The sequence below is a fragment of the Acidovorax sp. GW821-FHT11A03 genome (assembly GCF_058809075.1).
In genome coordinates, this window is record NZ_JBXASG010000004.1 from 395,663 (window position 1) to 412,346 (window position 16,684).

Here is a 16,684-nt window from a genome sequence, read left to right on the forward strand (position 1 = left end):
CGCTGTCCAAGCTCCGTTCCAAAAACCACAAGAGGTTGATGACATGATCGTCCTGAAGGCAACACAAGACAAGGTTCTCGCGGTACTGCAGTCCGTGGCTGGCATCGTCGAGCGCCGGCACACCCTGCCCATCCTGGCCAACGTGCTGATCCGCAAGACGGGCAACGCCCTGCAGCTGACGACCAGCGACCTCGAAATCCAGATCCGCACCACGGCAGAACTGGGCGGCGACACCGGCGACTTCACCACCACGGTGGGCGCGCGCAAGCTCATCGACATCCTGCGCACCATGCCCGGCGATCAGACGGTGAGCCTGGAGTCGGCCCAGTCCAAGCTCATCCTCAAGGGCGGCAAGAGCCGCTTCACGCTCCAGAGCCTGCCGGCCGAGGACTTCCCGCTGGTGCAGGAATCTGCCGCCTTCGGCCCCGTGTTCGCCGTGCCGCAAAAAACGCTGAAGGACCTGCTGGGCCAGGTGTCGTTTGCCATGGCGGTGCAGGACATCCGCTACTACCTCAACGGCATCCTGTTCGTGGCCGAGGGCAAGCAGCTGTCCCTGGTGGCCACCGACGGCCACCGCCTGGCGTTTGCCAGCGCCACGCTGGATGTGGAGGTGCCCAAGCAGGAAGTCATCCTGCCGCGCAAGACCGTGATCGAGCTGCAGCGCCTGCTGTCCGACGCGGGTGGCGAGAACCAGCCCCACATCGAGATGCAGTTCGCCAACAACCAGGCCAAGTTCACCTTCGGCGGCATGGAGTTCGTCACCAAGCTGGTCGAGGGCAAGTTCCCCGACTACAACCGCGTGATCCCCAAGAACCACAAGAACAGCATCACCCTGGGCCGCGCGCCGCTGCTGGCCAGCCTGCAGCGCACCGCCATCATGACCAGCGACAAGTTCAAGGGCGTGCGCCTGAACCTGGAGCCCGGCACCCTGCGCGTGGCGTCGAACAACGCCGAGCAGGAAGAGGCCGTGGACGAACTCGACATCGACTACGGTGGCGACACCATCGAGATCGGCTTCAACGTGACCTACCTCATCGACGCCCTGGCCAACATGGGCCAGGACATGGTGAAGGTGGAGCTCTCGGACGGCAACAGCTCCGCGCTGATGACCATCCCCGAGAACGACAGCTTCAAGTATGTGGTGATGCCGATGCGCATCTAGCCCTGCGCCCGCCACCGGTGGGCGTGAGGTTGCGATGCCCCGCACCCCGCCCCAGGCAGCCCACCGAAGAAGCTACATTTTTGATAGCTGCTAGCGCTTATTGAATAAGCGCTAGAGCCCAGTTTGACCATTGAACACATTGGAAACCCCGGTTTCCACGGATCCCAAGGCCCACAATGACCGCTGACAACATCCCCTCCGAGCCCGAAGCCACCGGCGTCTCCGGCCATGTTGAGCCCACCCTCGCCAAGATCGACACCAACCAGGCTGGCGCGAGCGAAAGTTACGGCGAAGGCGCCATCACCATCCTGGAAGGCCTGGAGGCCGTGCGCAAGCGCCCCGGCATGTACATCGGCGACACGAGCGACGGCACCGGCCTGCACCACCTGGTGTTCGAGGTGGTGGACAACTCCATCGACGAAGCCCTGGCCGGGCACTGCGACGACATCGTCGTCACCATCCATTCCGACAACTCCATCAGCGTGACCGACAACGGCCGGGGCATTCCGACCGGCGTGAAGATGGACGACAAGCACGAGCCCAAGCGCTCGGCCGCCGAGATCGCGCTGACCGAACTGCACGCGGGCGGCAAGTTCAACCAGAACAGCTACAAGGTCTCCGGGGGCCTGCACGGCGTGGGCGTGAGCTGCGTGAACGCGCTCAGCAAGATGCTGCGCCTGACCGTGCGCCGCGAAGGCAAGGTGCACGCGCTGGAATTCAGCAAGGGCTTCGTGCAGAACCGCATCGTGCAGACGGTGGACGGCGTGGAAGTCTCGCCCATGCAGGTGCTGGACGACACCGACAAGCGCGGCACCGAAGTGCACTTCTTGCCCGACACCGAGATCTTCAAGGAGAACAACGAGTTCCACTACGAGATCCTGGCCAAGCGCCTGCGCGAACTCTCGTTCCTGAACAACGGCGTGCGCATTCGCCTCAAAGACGAGCGCAGCGGCAAGGAAGACGACTTCTCGGGCGCCGGTGGCGTGCGCGGCTTCGTGGAGTTCATCAACAAGGGCAAGACCGTCCTGCACCCCACCTCGTTCTACGCAGCCGGTGAACGCCCGGCCGAGACGTATGGCGGCATCCCCGGCACGCACATTGGCGTTGAAGTGGCCATGCAGTGGAACAGCGCGTACAGCGAGCAAGTGCTGTGCTTCACCAACAACATCCCCCAGCGTGACGGCGGCACCCACCTCACCGGCCTGCGCGCCGCGATGACCCGCGTCATCAACAAGTACATCGAAGAAAACGAGTTCGCCAAGAAGGCCAAGGTCGAAGTCACCGGCGACGACATGCGCGAAGGCCTGTGCTGCGTGCTGAGCGTGAAGGTGCCCGAGCCCAAGTTCAGCAGCCAGACCAAGGACAAGCTGGTATCGAGCGAAGTGCGCGCCCCCGTGGAAGACATCGTGGGCAAGCTGCTCACCGACTACCTGCAGGAGCGCCCGGCCGACGCCAAGATCATCTGCGGCAAGATCGTGGAAGCCGCCCGCGCCCGCGAAGCCGCCCGCAAGGCCCGCGAAATGACCCGCCGCAAGGGCGTGCTCGACGGCATGGGCCTGCCCGGCAAACTGGCCGACTGCCAGGAAAAAGACCCCGCGCTGTGCGAGATCTACATCGTGGAGGGTGACTCCGCCGGCGGCTCTGCCAAGCAAGGCCGCGACCGCAAGTTCCAGGCCATCCTGCCCCTGCGCGGCAAGATCCTGAACGTGGAAAAAGCCCGCTACGAAAAGCTGCTGACCAGCAACGAAATCCTGACGCTGATCACCGCCCTGGGCACCGGCATCGGCAAGGCCGGCGGCACGACGGGTGGCGACGACTTCGACGTGGCCAAGCTGCGCTACCACCGCATCATCATCATGACCGACGCCGACGTGGACGGCGCCCACATCCGCACCCTGCTGCTGACCTTCTTCTACCGCCAGATGCCCGAACTGGTGGAGCGCGGCCACATCTACATCGCCCAGCCGCCGCTGTACAAGGTGAAGGCCGGCAAGGAAGAGCTGTACCTGAAGGACGCGCCCGCGCTCGACGGTTTTTTGCTGCGCATCGCGCTGAACCACGCCAGCGTGACCACCGGCGGCGCCAACCCGCAAACGCTGGCTGGCGACACCCTGGCCGAACTGGCGCGCAAGCACCAGATCGCTGAAAGCGTGATTGCCCGCCTGGGCAACTTCATGGACGCCGAGGCCCTGCGCGCGATTGCCGACGGCGTGAGCCTCAAGCTCGACACCGTGGCCGACGCCGAAGCCAGCGCCGTGGCCCTGCAGGCCAAGCTGCGCGAACTGAACACCACCGGCGCCCCCGCCGAAGTGGCCGGTGAATTCGACGTGCGCACCGACAAGCCCCTGCTGCGCATCAGCCGCCGCCACCACGGCAACATCAAGAGCAGCGTCATTACGCAAGACTTCGTGCACGGCGCCGACTACGCCGCCCTGGCCGAAGCCGCTGAAACCTTCCGTGGCCTGCTGGCCGAAGGCGCCAAGGCCCTGCGCGGCGAGGGAGAGAAGCAGAAGGAAGAAAAAGTGGGCGACTTCCGCCAGGCCATGAAGTGGCTCATCACCGAAGCCGAACGCACCACCAGCCGCCAGCGCTACAAGGGCCTGGGCGAGATGAATCCCGAGCAGCTGTGGGAAACCACGATGGACCCCAACGTGCGCCGCCTGCTGCGCGTGCAGATCGACGATGCGATCGAGGCGGACCGCGTGTTCACGATGCTGATGGGGGATGAGGTGGAGCCACGGCGGGACTTCATTGAGACGAATGCGCTGCGGGCGGGGAATATTGACGTGTGATCCGGCACCCCCTGGCCACCCGCACGCCTCACCCCCACAAAAGGCGCTCCCCAGGGAGTGCCTTTTTTCTTTTCTGCATCGGCCACATCATCCAAAGAAGGCGCCTGCCCAAGCTACCGCTTCCGTACCGCTAAGATTTCGCAAGTAACAAAATTTAACGCTCACTGACCAGCCACGCAGGCACGACTCACTGCCCCATGCTCGACGACATCAAAAAAACCCTCTGGGCCACCGCTGACAAGCTGCGCGCCAACATGGACGCCGCCGAATACAAGCACCTCGTGCTCGGCCTCATCTTCGTCAAATACATCTCTGACACCTTTGCCGCCCGCCGTGCCGAGCTGACGGCCCGCCTCACCAACCCCGACGACGAATACTTCTACGGCGACGCCGACCCCGCCGACATCGAGGTAGAGCTGGAAGACCGCGACTATTACAAAGAGGTCAACGTCTTCTGGGTGCCCGAAGGCGCGCGCTGGGAGGCATTGCGCAACGCCGCCAAGCAGCCCGACATTGGCAAGCGCATTGATGAGGCTTTGACGCTGATCGAGGCCGAGAACCCCAAGCTCAAAGGCATCCTAGACAAACGCTACGCCCGTGCGCAGTTGCCCGATGGCAAGCTGGGCGAGCTGGTGGATCTGGTGTCCACCATCGGCTTTGGTGAAGACGCGGCCATTGCGCGTGACGTGCTGGGCCAGGTGTACGAATACTTTCTGGGCATGTTCGCCAGTGCCGAGGGCAAGCGAGGCGGGCAGTTCTACACGCCCGCCAGCATCGTCAAAACCCTGGTCGCCATCCTCAGCCCCCATGAAGGAAAGGTGTACGACCCGTGCTGCGGCTCGGGCGGCATGTTTGTACAGTCGGAAAAGTTCATTGAAGCCCACGGCGGCAAGCTGGGCGATGTGAGCATCTATGGCCAAGAGGCCAACCCCACCACCTGGCGCCTGGCCGCCATGAACCTGGCCATTCGCGGCATTGACTACAACCTGGGCCGCGAACCTGCCGACACCTTCACCCGCAATCAGCACCCGGACCTGCGGGCCGACTACATCCTGGCCAACCCCCCCTTCAACATCAGCGACTGGTGGCACGGCAGCCTGGAAGGCGACCCGCGCTGGGAATACGGCGACCCACCCCACGGCAACGCCAACTACGCCTGGCTGCAGCACATGCTGCACCACTTGAAGTCCACGGGCCGCGCAGGCATTGTGCTGGCCAACGGCAGCATGAGTTCCAGCCAGAACAACGAAGGTGTGATTCGCGCCGCCATGGTTGATGCCGACGTGGTCGAAGTCATGGTAGCCCTGCCCGGTCAGCTGTTCTTTAACACCCAGATCCCCGCCTGCCTGTGGTTCCTGACCAAGCAGAAAACGCGCAAGGGCGAGGTGCTGTTCATCGACGCTCGCAAGCTGGGCCGCATGATCAGCCGCGTGCAGGCCGAGCTGACCGACGAGACCATCGCCCGCATCGAAGCCGTGGTGGCCGCCTGGCGCGGTGAGCCGGACGCTGGTAGCTATGAAGACGTAAAAGGCTTTTGCCGCAGCGTGCCCCTGGCCGAAATCGCGCAGCACGGCCATGTGCTCACCCCCGGCCGCTACGTGGGCGCGGAAGAGGTGGAAGACGACGACGAAGCCTTTGCCGAGAAGATGCAAAAGCTCACCGAGAAGCTGGGCGAGCAGATGGCCAAGGGCGCGGAGCTGGATACGGTGATTCGGGCGAAGCTGGGGGGGCTGGGGTATGAGTTTTGATTTGCCAGCTCTGCCTGGGGGGTGGAGTTATGCGCCGCTGGAAACTTGCAGCCAGAAGAATTCGATAACTTATGGAGTTGTGCAACCAGGTGCAGCACTCGATGCAGGCAAGCCGCTGATCCGCGTAAACAACTTCAAAGACGGTCGTTTGGATCTGTCGGATGTGATGTACATCGCGCCCGAAATTGAGTCGAAGTACAGCCGTACACGCCTTGTTGGTGGCGAGGTTCTGTTGACGGTGGTTGGTTCCGTGGGCCAAGTCGCAACCGTTCCGAGCAAGTTGGCGGGCTTCAACGTCGCAAGGGCCGTTGCTGTCATCCACCCGCTGCCGCACATCGAACCGCGATGGATTGCCATATGTCTTCGATCGCCACTGTCCCAACATCTGCTTGGCAGTCGAGCGAATACGACCGTCCAGACGACGATCAATCTGAAGGACTTGCGAGCTCTGCCAATACCTCTCCCGCCCATCGACGAGCGTCAAGCTATTGTCGAGTTCATTAGCGCGCTCGACGACCGCATCACCCTCCTGCGCGAAACCAACGCCACCCTTGAAGCCATCGCCCAGGCCCTGTTCAAGTCCTGGTTCGTCGATTTCGACCCCGTGCGCGCCAAGATGGAAGGCCGCACGCCCGAAGGCATGGATGAGGCCACCGCAGCGCTGTTTCCCGATGGGTTTGAAACGTCGGAGTTGGGGGACGTGCCGAGGGGGTGGCGATCCATTCGCTTGGACTCTTTCTTGGAGCTTGCTTACGGAAAAGCCCTCAAGGCAGAAAACCGCAAGCCCGGTCAGGTGCCCGTCTATGGATCTGGCGGAGTCACGGGATGGCACGACACACCACTGATTGATAGCCCTTCGATCATCGTTGGGCGTAAGGGCACAGTTGGCAGCCTGTATTGGGAAAGCCGCCCGTTCTATCCAATCGATACGGTCTTTTATGTAAAGGCCAAGCGTCCACTCACGTACTGCCACCACCTATTGAAGACTTTGGGCTTGGATGACATGAATACCGATGCGGCGGTACCTGGGCTGAACAGAGAGAACGTGTATCGCTTGCTCGTTCCTGATGTACCAGCAGAAATACTTGCTGCGTTCGATACCTCAGCCAGTGCATTGCGCGACAGCATCGACCATAACGAAGCACAAACCCAAACCCTCGCCACCCTCCGCGACACCCTGCTCCCCCGCCTGATCTCCGGCCAGATTAGTTTGCCTGAGGCGCAAAGGGCAATCGGATGACTCACATTAGTTGCGATGACAAGGCTGATGCAGTTCGGTCTCTGGCGAGAATTTATCGGGTAGACGTTGGGGGGGTCGCAAGGATTGCCGAGGGGAATTGGCCAACGTTCATTTCGGAATCAACTGATTCGTGCAATGACCTATTTCAATCTCCGTACATCCCGTCACTGATGGCGCAACATCTGAGTGCGAGACCTGACTGGGAATTCGGTGAGGTGGCGTACTACCATCGCACAGCGTATGACGGCTCCGCAGACTGGTTTGAAGATGGGTTACTGGCTTCGCATGAAGGAGCTAAAGCCTTTTTACACAAGATTTCCGGGATAGTTTCGCTTGATAGCGATGATCGCGCCATCGCGTTGGCAAACATCAGGGATAGAGAGCGCTGCGAAGGGCCTGGTGCCGGTGGCCCTTATGCTTTTGATGTGTTTGACAACGCGAGGGATGCCGAACAAGCGGGCATGGACTATTCGTTGCCAGAGTTTTTTGTGGGGAATGCTTGGGCCGGCAAGTATGGCGTGCGCAAGGCGGCTCCCATCTTGGAGCTATTGCGTAGAAAACTGAAGCCCGTGGTGGTGAAATTTGCCGGGAAGCCGTCCGATCCAGATGTCTACATCACCAACCTCTGGCATTACATCTTTAGGGCCTGGAAAGGCTATCCCATGAGCACAACGTCCCACTACCCGCCGACATTTTTCGGTGAAGGAAAGCCCGTCTCTGCCGATCGAATCATTCAAATAATTGATCTGGGTGGTTTTGCTGTGGACTCAATGAGTGAGTCTTCGCAGCAAACAAGCAAGAGCTTGAAGCCATGACCGAAGACCAGCTCGAACAAGATACCCTGGCCTGGCTGCAAGACGTGGGCTACACCCACCGCTACGGCCCTGACATCGCTTTCGACGGATCTTCCCCCGAGCGTGCTGACTACCGCCAAGTCGTCCTGCCATTCCGGCTGCGCGAGGCCGTCAACCGTCTCAACCCCAGCATTCCAGTTGCTGCTCGTGAAGATGCCATCAAGCAAGTCACGGACTTGGGCATCCCATCCCTCCTGTCGGCCAACCGCGCGTTCCACAAGATGCTGGTTGGCGGCGTGCCCGTGCAGTACCAGAAGGATGGGGAGACACGCGGCGACTTCGTTCGCTTGATCGACTGGGCACACCCCGAGAAGAACGAATGGTGGGCCATTAATCAGTTCACCATCAAAGGCCCGCACAAAACCCGCCGCCCGGACATCATCCTGTTCGTCAATGGCCTGCCGTTGGTTCTGCTGGAACTCAAGAACCCCGCCGACGAGAACGCCAACATTTGGAAAGCCTTCGACCAGATCGAGACGTACAAGGAGCAGATCCCAGATGTGTTCCAGTACAACGAGGTGCTGGTGATCTCGGATGGCACCGATGCACTGATGGGGTCTCTGTCTGCCAATGCCGAGCGCTTCATGGCATGGCGCACGATTGATGGGGTGAACATCGACCCGCTGGGGCAGTTTCAGGAGTTGCAAACCCTGGTGCGTGGCGTGCTGGCCCCCCAGTATCTGCTGGACTACATCCGTTACTTTGTTCTGTTCGAGGACGACGGCCAACTGGTCAAAAAGATTGCGGGCTACCACCAGTTCCATGCCGTGCGGGCGGCCATCGAAGAAGTAGTGGCAGCATCTCGCCCCGGTGCTTCGCGCAAGGGCGGTGTGGTGTGGCACACCCAGGGCAGTGGCAAGAGCATCACCATGACCTGCTTTGCCGCCCGTGTGATGCAAGAAGCCGCGATGGAAAACCCCACCATCGTGGTGATTACCGACCGCAACGACCTCGATGGTCAGTTGTTTGGCGTGTTCAGCCTGGCACAAGACTTGTTGCGCGAGCAGCCTACCCAGGCGCTGACCCGCCCAGACCTGCGCGCCAAGCTGGGCAATCGCCCCTCGGGCGGCATCATCTTCGCCACCATTCAGAAGTTCATGCCCGGGGAGGATGAAGACACCTTCCCGGTGCTGTCCGAGCGCAGCAACATCGTGGTGATCGCGGACGAAGCCCACCGTACCCAATATGGCTTCAAAGCCACGCTCAAAGGGAAGCCCGGCGAAGAGAAGTACCAGGCGGGCTACGCCCAGCACCTGCGCGATGCCTTGCCCAATGCCACGTTTGTGGGCTTTACCGGCACCCCGGTCAGCAGCTCCGACCATGACACCCGCGCGGTGTTTGGAGAGTACATCCACGTCTACGACATGCAGCAGGCCAAGGAAGATGGCGCCACTGTGGCCATCTACTACGAGTCTCGCCTGGCCAAGCTGCGCCTCAAGGACGAAGACCTGCCCGCCATTGACGACGAAGTGGACGAGCTGGCCGAGGACGAAGAAGAAAGCCAGCAGGCCAAACTCAAAAGCCGCTGGGCCGCCCTGGAAAAGATCGTCGGGGCCGAACCCCGTGTCGCCAGCGTGGCCGCCGACCTGGTGGCGCACTTTGAAGAGCGCAACAAGGCCCAGACCGGCAAAGCCATGGTGGTGGCCATGAGCCGTGACATCTGCGTGCATCTGTACGACGAGATCGTCAAGCTGCGCCCCGACTGGCACGACCCCGACCCTGAAAAAGGCGCCATCAAGATCGTGATGACCGGATCGGCCAGCGACAAGGCCCTGCTGCGCCCGCACATCTACGACGGCAAGGTGAAAAAGCGCCTGGAAAAGCGCTTCAAAGACCCGGTGGACCCGCTGCGCCTGGTGATCGTGCGCGACATGTGGCTCACGGGCTTTGATGCCCCCTGCGTTCACACCCTGTATGTGGACAAGCCTATGAAGGGCCACAATCTGATGCAGGCCATTGCGCGTGTGAACCGCGTCTTCAAGGGTAAGCAAGGTGGCCTGGTGGTGGACTACATCGGCATTGGTAACGAACTCAAAGCCGCCATGAAGGAGTACACCGCCAGCAAAGGCCGGGGCACTCCCACTGTGGATGCCCGCGAGGCGTACAGCGTGCTAATGGAGAAGCTCGATGTTCTGCAATCCATGCTGCATGGCTGCGATTACAGCGACTTCCTCAACGGAGGGCACCAAACCCTGGCCCGAGCTGCAAACCACATCCTGGGCCTGCGCGAAGAAGGCGGCCAGGACGGCAAACGCCGGTTCGCCGATACCACCCTGGCACTGACCCAAGCTTTCTCCCTGTGCTGCACCCTGGACGAAGCCAAGGCCGTGCGCGAAGAGGTCGCCTTCATGCAGGCGGTGAAGGTCATCCTCACCAAACGGGACATCACCGCCAAGAAGCGCACCGACGAACAGCGTGACGAAGCCATCCGGCAGATCATCAGCAATGCCGTGGTGTCTGACCAGGTGGTGGACATCTTTGACGCCGTGGGCTTGGACAAACCCAATATCGGCCTGCTGGACGATGAATTCCTGGCCCAGGTGAAGAACCTGCCCGAGAAGAACCTGGCCGTCGAACTGCTCGAACGCCTGCTCGAAGGCGAAATCAAGAGTCGCTTTGGCAGCAACGTTGTGCAGGAAAAGAAGTTCTCCGACCTGCTGGGCAACGTGATCAAGCGCTACCAGAACCGCTCAATTGAAACCGCCCAGGTGATGGAGGAACTGGTCGAGATGGCCAAGAAGTTCCGCGAGGCCGCCAGCCGTGGCGAGATGCTCGGTCTGAGCGAAGACGAGGTGCGCTTTTACGACGCGCTGGTCACCAACGAATCAGCGGTGCGGGAGCTGAGCGACGAAACCCTCAAGAAGATTGCCCACGAACTAACCGAGAACCTGCGCCATAGTTTGACGGTGGATTGGTCAGAGCGTGAAAGCGTGCGGGCCAAGCTGCGCTTGATGGTCAAACGGGTCTTGCGCAAGTACAAGTATCCGCCGGACTTGCAGGAAGAGGCGGTGGACTTGGTGCTTCGGCAGGCCCAGGCCCTAGGACAGGAGTGGGCTGGGTAGCTGCGTCTTGTTCTAACGGAGCTTCACAGTCGCGGGATCCTTACTTCGCCCTCACTCCTGCTTCGTTTGCTTCCAAATCCGATCCGCCCTTTCCCAAGCCGCCTTGGCCGCAGGTTCCGCATCCTTCCAGTTCAAACGGCTGCTCTCGCGTTCGGTATCCCAGCGCGTTTGCAAATGGTCGCGGGCGTCGTTCCAGTCGCGGTGGCGTCCGTCGATCACGCTTCGATAGCCGTGGCGGTACGCAGGCGCATAGTCGTCGTAGGTATAGGCATCCGAGTAGTACGGCTCCCGGCCATACGCGTCGCGCCAGTAGGCGTCTTCATCCGTGGGGTTGACCGCTTCGGCCGCGCCCTTGCCGGCCAGGCCGCCGACGACGGCGCCGACCACTGCGCCCACGGCGGAGCCGATGGGGCCGCCGATGGAGCCAGCGGCTGCGCCCGTGACGGCGCCGCCTGCGGCACCGATGCCCGTGCCGATGGGGTGGGCGCCCGGCTCCTTGGTGATGGGGTCCAGGTTCATGTCGCGGGTGGGGTCTTGGGGATGGGTCATGGTGGTCTCCTGTAGGTAGAGGTAGGGGTGGATACGTCCAGAACCCCATGGTCTTCGCCGCCGCGCCACACAGGCGTAGGCCAAGCGCCACATGCGGCGACAGCTTTTGGGGACCATGGCCATGGGCGTCATTGCGCCCAGCGCCAGCGGGTGGCCGCGATGACTGCGTGGGCAGCGCCACATGGGCGGCCGGCCACCCAGGCACAATCGCAACCCCATGCGCTCCCCCATTTCCATCGTCGACGTTGACCGCCTCGACACCTGGACCCGCTATCGCCCAGGCCTGTGCGACACCTGCGCGGCCAACTGCTGCACGATGCCGCTCGAAGTGCAGCTGGCAGACCTGGTGCGGCTGGAGCTGGTGGACCCGTTCGAGGCCGAGCATGAAGAGCTGCGGCACATTGCCAGGCGGCTGCTCAAGGCACGGCTGATCGACCACTTCAACCACAAGAACGCGATCTTCACGATGGCGCGGCGGGCCAGTGGGGACTGTAACTTTCTCGACCCCAAAACACGCCTGTGCACGGTGTACGACAAGCGGCCCGAGACGTGCCGGCTGCATCCGCAGAAGAAGAGCCCCAAGCCGGGGTACTGCGCCTACGGGGCGCGGGATCTGCAGCGCAGGGGTTGAGCGGCGGGCACCCGGGGCTGCCTGCCGCCAGGCCACGCTATTTGCCGGAGGGCGCACGGCGGGCCGCCGCAGCGCCAGCCCGCGCGCTACCGCTACACCGTCTCCCTTTGGACAAAGCCCGCCACGGGCTCGGCGGGCTCGGCCACGGTGCCCACGTCCACCGCGTCCACCCGCGCCTGCGGTGGGCCGTGGCGGGCCCAGTCGATGAGGGACTGCACGGCATCGGCGGGGCCGGTGGCCAGGGCTTCCACGCTGCCGTCGCGGCGGTTGCGCACCCAGCCCTGCACACCGCGCTGCAGGGCGGCCTGCACCAGGGACCAGCGGTAGCCCACGCCCTGCACATGCCCCCGGATCAGAAGGTGCCGGGTGACGGTGGTGGTGTTGCCGCTGTTGTTGTAGGTACCGCCGTTGTGGTGCATGGGCGCACTGTATCGCCAGCGCGGGGCGTTGACCACATGCGCGCCATGGCGGTGCTCGACCGGCCGGATGCGGCGCGCTAAGCTGTGCCATGGTAGCCGCGGGCTTCGTCCAGCCTGCCATCCCCTCGCACTGTCCAGGCCACCGCATGAACGCCCCCCGCAAGGCCTTGCCCGCCATCGACACTGCCCGCTGCACGGGCTGCGGCTGGTGTGTGGCCGTGTGCGCGCCGCATGTGCTGTCGCTGCAGGTGCAGGGCCCGCAAGCCTGGGGCCCCAAGCGGTCCCGGCTGCATGATGCGGCGGCCTGCACCGGGTGTGCCTTGTGCGCGGTGCGGTGCCCGTTCGATGCGATCCGCATGGTGCGTGCGGGCTCCTTGCATGCGGTGCGGGACGATGCGGCGTTGTCCCACACCAGCGGCGGCGCGGCTGTGGTGTGATTCCAGGCCCGGGTTTCACCCGGGTGTTCACCACCCCACCATTGCATGCCAGAAAAGGAGCCACGCCATGCCTGAAAAGAAAGCCAGCGTTCACTGGGAAGGGGCCGGCAAGGCCGGCCAGGGCCAGATCAGCACCGAGACCGGCGCGCTGGACAAGTACCCCTATGGCTTTGCCAGCCGCTTTGGCGACGACCGCAAGGGCACCAACCCCGAGGAGATCCTGGGGGCGGCGCATGCGGCCTGCTTCACCATGGCGTTTTCGTTCGCCGCCGACAAGGCGGGCATCGCCACCGAAGCGGTGGACACCACCGCCAGCGTGCGCCTGTCCAAGGAGGGCGAAGGTTTTGTGATCGACCGCATCGCGCTCACGCTCACCGCCAAGGTGCCCGGGCTGCACGATGCGGCCTTCCAGCAACTGGCGGCCGATGCCAAGGCCCATTGCCCGCTGTCGAAGGCACTGGCCGCGGTGCCCGAGATCACGCTGACCGCCACGCTGGTGAAGTAGCCAACGGGACGGGCCGGGGCGCCGGGGCACCGCGCCCCGGCACGGTCTTCTTTTTGTCCGCCGGCCCCTCAGCGCCCCCGCGCCGCCGCGGCCAGCGCGGCAAACGCCTGCCGGTCCGCCGCATGCGTGAAGGCGGTGTTGGGCACCGGGTGTGTCGACAGTTTCACCACCACCAGCTCCGCCGCCGGGTTGATGTGGATGTGCTGGCCCATCAGGCCCTTGGCCTCCAGCGTGCCGTCCGCATCGTGCGGCACCCACCACTGGTTGTGGTACGAGTAGCCCGCGCGCATGGCGGTGCCGGGGGCCTTGCTGAATTTCGCGGGGTCGGCGCCCTTGCGCAGCTCGGCGATGGTGGCGGGCGAGATGATCTGCTGGCCGTTGTAGCGGCCGTTGGCGCGCAGCATTTCGCCCAGGCGGCCCAGGTCGCGCAGCGTGGCGTTCACGCCCACGCTGGTGGACTGGCCGCCGTTGGCGTCGGCAAACACATAGGCATCCTCCTGCGCGCCCAGGCGCGACCAGATGCGCTCGGACAGCAGCGTGGCGTAGCTCTTGCCCGTCACGCGCTGCAGCAGCCAGCCCAGCACTTCCGTGTCCACCGACTTGTACGCGAACGCGGCGCCGTGCTCGCCCTCCTTCTTCAGCGTGGGCAGGAACTCGGCCATGCTTTTGGCGGCGCTGCTGCCGGGCGGCGCGGGCTGCAGGCCTGCGGCGGCCAGGTACTGGAAGACGCCGGACGCAGGGTCGGCAAAGTTCTCGGCGTATTGCACGCCGGTGGTCATGTCCAGCGTCTGCTGCACGGTGGCATCGGCCCAGGCGCTGGTGGCCAGCTCGGGCAGGTAGCGGGGGATCAGCGCTTTCGGGTCGATCACGCCTTCCTGGATGAGCTCGGTCACCAGCAGGCCGGTGAGCGATTTGCTCATGGACCACAGCACATGCGGCTGGTGCGGCTGCATGCCGGTGTGGTGGCGCTCGTACACCACCTGGCCCCGGTGCAGCACCAGCAGGCCGTCGGTGTAGGTGGCCTTTTGCCAGTCGGCCAGCGTGGTGGTGCCGCCCTTGCCGTCGGGCACGGGCAGCGCGTCGTCCAGCGCGCGGGCTGCGGCGGGCACCGCGCTGGACGCCCCGGCGCCGCGCCACACGGCCGCCGTGGGCCCCAGCTCGCGCAGGTGGTGCGCGGCCCAGCGCACGTTGGGGTACTTGAGGATGTTGGCCAGGCGCACGATCTTGTCGGGCGGCGGCGGAAAGCCCTGCATCAGTTGTTGCGTGGCGGGGTGGGTCGCGTCGGGTGGCGGCAGCTGGGGTGCCTGCGCATGGGTGGCGGAGGCCATGCACAGGGCTGCTGCGGCAGCGGCGAGCGTGACCAGGGCAAATTGGAGGCGGGGGAACGGCATGGTGCGAAAGTCCTGCAAAAGGTGGGTGGGATCGGGCAGAGAAACGACGGAACAGGAAGGGGCGGGCGGGCTATCCCCGCGCCGCCAGCAGCGCGCGGATCACGGCCTCGGTGCGGTCGTACTCACCTTCGCCAAAGTGCTTGTAGCGAATGTGTCCCTGCGCATCGATGAGGTAGGCCGCGGGCCAGTACTGGTTGCTGTAGGCCTTCCAGGTGCCGTAGCGGTTGTCTTGCGCCACGGGGTGCTTCACGCCGTGGCGGCGCATGGCCACCTCGACGTTGCTGGTGGTGCGCTCGAACGGAAACTCCGGCGTGTGCACGCCCACCACCGTGAGGCCCTGGGGCGTGTACAGCTCGGCCCAGCGGTTCACGTGGGGGAGGGTGCGGATGCAGTTGATGCAGGCATACGTCCAGAAGTCCACCAGCACCACGCGGCCGCGCAGCTGGGCCAGGGTGAGCGGCTCGGAGTTGAGCCAGCGCTCGATGCCGGTGAACTCGGGTGCCGCGCCAAAGTCGGGCAGCGCGGCGGCCTGGATGGCGGGCCCCGCTGCGTGGGTGAGAGCGGGTGCCGCCACCGCTGCGGCTACAGAAGCTGCGGACGCCAGGAATGTGCGGCGCTGAAAAGAGAATGGTGAAGAAAGGCGCGATGTCATGGTGAAAACTCCTTGCTGCGGGCCGCTTACAGCCCGCCAGAACCCGAGGGATAGAACTGCGACAGCCAGGCGGTGACCTGCCCATCCACCTCCAGCAGCATGGCCAGCGCCACGGCGATGACCACCACGCCAAAGGCCTGCTGAACGCGGTGCGCATGGCGCGAGATGCGGCGCACATGGCTGGCCGCTGCCTGGCCACCGTAGGCAATGGCCAGCATGGGCACTGCGGCGCCGGTGGAATAAGCGAGCAGCAGCACCGCCGTGCTGACCCCGGGCGGCTCGGTGGCGATGAGGGTGAGGATGGAGGCCAGCACCGGCCCGGCGCAGGGCGTCCACACCGCGCCCAGGCTCAGGCCCAGCAGCAGCCCGCCCCAGTTGCCGGCCGATGAGCCCAGCCCCAGGCTGGCCACGCGGCCGAGCACGCCACCCGCCTGTTGGCTGAGCCACTGGAAGGGCCGGGGCCACACCGTGAGCACGCCAAACACCAGCAGCATCACGGCGGCGAACCGGCGCAAGCCCCCGGGCGACACGCCCAGCACCTGCGCGAAGCTGCTGAACAGCAGCGCCACGGCCGCGAACGAGAGCGCAAAGCCCAGCGCGATGAACAGCGGACGCGTGCGCCGCGCCGTGCCACCCGCGACCGACGCGCCCAGCACCACCGGCAGCATGGGCAGCACGCAGGGCGCGCCCACGGTGAGCATGCCGGCGGCCACGGCCAGCCAGGGCGAGGTGGCGGCCATGGTCATTGCACGCCCCCGTGCTCTGCGCCCGGGCGGCGCCACACCTGCGTCTTGCCAAAGAGCGGGATGCCCACGTAGGCGCGCACCAGCAGCTGGTCCGGCTCGGCGGGGGTGAGGATGGCGCGGTAGGTCTTGGCGTTCTCGCGGTTGTAGATCTCGCCCTGGTATTCGGTGTTGCCGCCATCGCTGGGGCGCAGGCCCGACAGCAGGGTCATGCCCAGCGCGGGCCGCGCGTCGGCCGCCGCCATCTCGGTGCCCGGCGCGCTCATGGAGCGGTTGCCCAGCACGCGCACCACCTTGCCGCACAGGGTCTCGCCGGCGCAGGGCGCAATGTCCACCTCCAGGTTGCCGCTTTCGGTGATCCAGCGGCCCAGCGGGGCCTTGGCAGGCGCGGCGGCCAGGGATTGCTGGGCGCCAGCGGATTGGGCCAGGCACAGGGCCAGCAGCCCGGCCGTGGTGGTTGTCCAGGGGTTCATCTTCATGGCACGGTCCTCGTGAAGTT

14 protein-coding genes and 1 pseudogene are annotated in these 16,684 nt (G+C 64.3%); 9 read left to right on the top strand and 6 right to left on the bottom strand.

All coding sequences use genetic code 11. The features are described from left to right. Positions 1–43 precede the first annotated feature (43 nt). The 6 genes from dnaN (at position 44) to AC1RVY_RS12245 (ending at position 10,858) form a co-directional block, all read left to right on the top strand. On the top strand, positions 44–1,162 hold the full coding sequence (dnaN, locus tag AC1RVY_RS12220) for a DNA polymerase III subunit beta (protein ID WP_218296337.1): 1,119 nt from the start codon (positions 44–46) through the stop codon (positions 1,160–1,162). 176 nt (positions 1,163–1,338) lie between these two features. After that, a complete protein-coding gene (gene gyrB, locus AC1RVY_RS12225; RefSeq protein WP_492806713.1) occupies positions 1,339–3,954 on the top strand; it encodes a DNA topoisomerase (ATP-hydrolyzing) subunit B in 2,616 nt (871 codons plus the stop codon). 197 nt (positions 3,955–4,151) lie between these two features. After that, positions 4,152–5,702 carry a class I SAM-dependent DNA methyltransferase gene (locus AC1RVY_RS12230; RefSeq protein WP_492806714.1) on the top strand — a complete coding sequence of 517 codons (1,551 nt, stop codon included), beginning with the start codon at positions 4,152–4,154 and terminating at the stop codon, positions 5,700–5,702. Then, positions 5,692–6,942: a restriction endonuclease subunit S gene (locus AC1RVY_RS12235; RefSeq protein ID WP_492806715.1), complete on the top strand. Its 1,251-nt coding sequence runs from the start codon at positions 5,692–5,694 to the stop codon at positions 6,940–6,942. The genes AC1RVY_RS12230 and AC1RVY_RS12235 overlap by 11 nt, the downstream gene beginning before the upstream one ends. 170 nt (positions 6,943–7,112) lie before the next feature. Next, positions 7,113–7,757, top strand: a complete 645-nt coding sequence (locus AC1RVY_RS12240) for a hypothetical protein (protein WP_492806716.1) — start codon at positions 7,113–7,115, stop codon at positions 7,755–7,757. Beyond that, entirely contained in the window at positions 7,754–10,858 is a 3,105-nt protein-coding gene (locus tag AC1RVY_RS12245) for a type I restriction endonuclease subunit R (protein WP_492806717.1), read from the top strand. Before AC1RVY_RS12240 ends, AC1RVY_RS12245 begins: the two co-directional genes overlap by 4 nt. 224 nt (positions 10,859–11,082) lie before the next feature. On the opposite strand, the pseudogene AC1RVY_RS12250 reads toward AC1RVY_RS12245, so the two are convergent. Continuing rightward, positions 11,083–11,407 (bottom strand): annotated as a pseudogene (locus tag AC1RVY_RS12250) (hypothetical protein); the annotation flags it as partial. A 217-nt stretch (positions 11,408–11,624) separates the two neighbouring features. Between AC1RVY_RS12250 and AC1RVY_RS12255 the strand changes: the two are divergent. Beyond that, entirely contained in the window at positions 11,625–12,038 is a 414-nt protein-coding gene (locus AC1RVY_RS12255; RefSeq protein ID WP_218296343.1) for a YkgJ family cysteine cluster protein, read from the top strand. Between the two features lie 92 nt (positions 12,039–12,130). On the opposite strand, the gene AC1RVY_RS12260 is transcribed toward AC1RVY_RS12255, so the two are convergent. Further along, positions 12,131–12,457, bottom strand: a complete 327-nt coding sequence (locus AC1RVY_RS12260) for an acylphosphatase (RefSeq protein ID WP_218339348.1) — start codon at positions 12,455–12,457, stop codon at positions 12,131–12,133. Positions 12,458–12,603: 146 nt separating this feature from the next. On the opposite strand from AC1RVY_RS12260, the gene AC1RVY_RS12265 reads away from it, so the two are divergent. Both AC1RVY_RS12265 and AC1RVY_RS12270 read left to right on the top strand, forming a co-directional pair. Beyond that, positions 12,604–12,894 carry an ATP-binding protein gene (locus AC1RVY_RS12265; RefSeq protein WP_255594799.1) on the top strand — a complete coding sequence of 97 codons (291 nt, stop codon included), beginning with the start codon at positions 12,604–12,606 and terminating at the stop codon, positions 12,892–12,894. 67 nt (positions 12,895–12,961) lie between these two features. Continuing rightward, complete coding sequence (locus AC1RVY_RS12270) at positions 12,962–13,399, top strand: OsmC family protein (RefSeq protein ID WP_492806718.1); 438 nt, start codon at positions 12,962–12,964, stop codon at positions 13,397–13,399. Positions 13,400–13,467: 68 nt separating this feature from the next. Here the strand turns inward: AC1RVY_RS12270 and AC1RVY_RS12275 are convergent, their stop codons facing one another. From AC1RVY_RS12275 to AC1RVY_RS12290, 4 genes are all read right to left on the bottom strand, one after another. After that, a complete protein-coding gene (locus AC1RVY_RS12275) occupies positions 13,468–14,790 on the bottom strand; it encodes a serine hydrolase domain-containing protein (RefSeq protein ID WP_492806719.1) in 1,323 nt (440 codons plus the stop codon). A gap of 70 nt (positions 14,791–14,860) precedes the next feature. After that, entirely contained in the window at positions 14,861–15,442 is a 582-nt protein-coding gene (locus tag AC1RVY_RS12280) for a thioredoxin family protein (protein ID WP_492806720.1), read from the bottom strand. A gap of 26 nt (positions 15,443–15,468) precedes the next feature. Continuing rightward, entirely contained in the window at positions 15,469–16,188 is a 720-nt protein-coding gene (locus AC1RVY_RS12285) for a cytochrome c biogenesis CcdA family protein (RefSeq protein WP_492806721.1), read from the bottom strand. After that, positions 16,185–16,664, bottom strand: coding sequence for a DUF2147 domain-containing protein (locus tag AC1RVY_RS12290; protein ID WP_492806722.1), 480 nt, complete (start codon positions 16,662–16,664; stop codon positions 16,185–16,187). The genes AC1RVY_RS12285 and AC1RVY_RS12290 overlap by 4 nt, the downstream gene beginning before the upstream one ends. Positions 16,665–16,684 lie beyond the last annotated feature (20 nt).

Coding starts and splice junctions, on each gene's coding strand:
- dnaN (WP_218296337.1), top strand. CDS start 44: ATGATCGTCCTGAAGGCAACACAAGACAAGGTTCTCGCGGTACTGCAG.
- gyrB (WP_492806713.1), top strand. CDS start 1,339: ATGACCGCTGACAACATCCCCTCCGAGCCCGAAGCCACCGGCGTCTCC.
- AC1RVY_RS12230 (WP_492806714.1), top strand. CDS start 4,152: ATGCTCGACGACATCAAAAAAACCCTCTGGGCCACCGCTGACAAGCTG.
- AC1RVY_RS12235 (WP_492806715.1), top strand. CDS start 5,692: ATGAGTTTTGATTTGCCAGCTCTGCCTGGGGGGTGGAGTTATGCGCCG.
- AC1RVY_RS12240 (WP_492806716.1), top strand. CDS start 7,113: ATGGCGCAACATCTGAGTGCGAGACCTGACTGGGAATTCGGTGAGGTG.
- AC1RVY_RS12245 (WP_492806717.1), top strand. CDS start 7,754: ATGACCGAAGACCAGCTCGAACAAGATACCCTGGCCTGGCTGCAAGAC.
- AC1RVY_RS12255 (WP_218296343.1), top strand. CDS start 11,625: ATGCGCTCCCCCATTTCCATCGTCGACGTTGACCGCCTCGACACCTGG.
- AC1RVY_RS12260 (WP_218339348.1), bottom strand. CDS start 12,457: ATGCACCACAACGGCGGTACCTACAACAACAGCGGCAACACCACCACC.
- AC1RVY_RS12265 (WP_255594799.1), top strand. CDS start 12,604: ATGAACGCCCCCCGCAAGGCCTTGCCCGCCATCGACACTGCCCGCTGC.
- AC1RVY_RS12270 (WP_492806718.1), top strand. CDS start 12,962: ATGCCTGAAAAGAAAGCCAGCGTTCACTGGGAAGGGGCCGGCAAGGCC.
- AC1RVY_RS12275 (WP_492806719.1), bottom strand. CDS start 14,790: ATGCCGTTCCCCCGCCTCCAATTTGCCCTGGTCACGCTCGCCGCTGCC.
- AC1RVY_RS12280 (WP_492806720.1), bottom strand. CDS start 15,442: ATGACATCGCGCCTTTCTTCACCATTCTCTTTTCAGCGCCGCACATTC.
- AC1RVY_RS12285 (WP_492806721.1), bottom strand. CDS start 16,188: ATGACCATGGCCGCCACCTCGCCCTGGCTGGCCGTGGCCGCCGGCATG.
- AC1RVY_RS12290 (WP_492806722.1), bottom strand. CDS start 16,664: ATGAAGATGAACCCCTGGACAACCACCACGGCCGGGCTGCTGGCCCTG.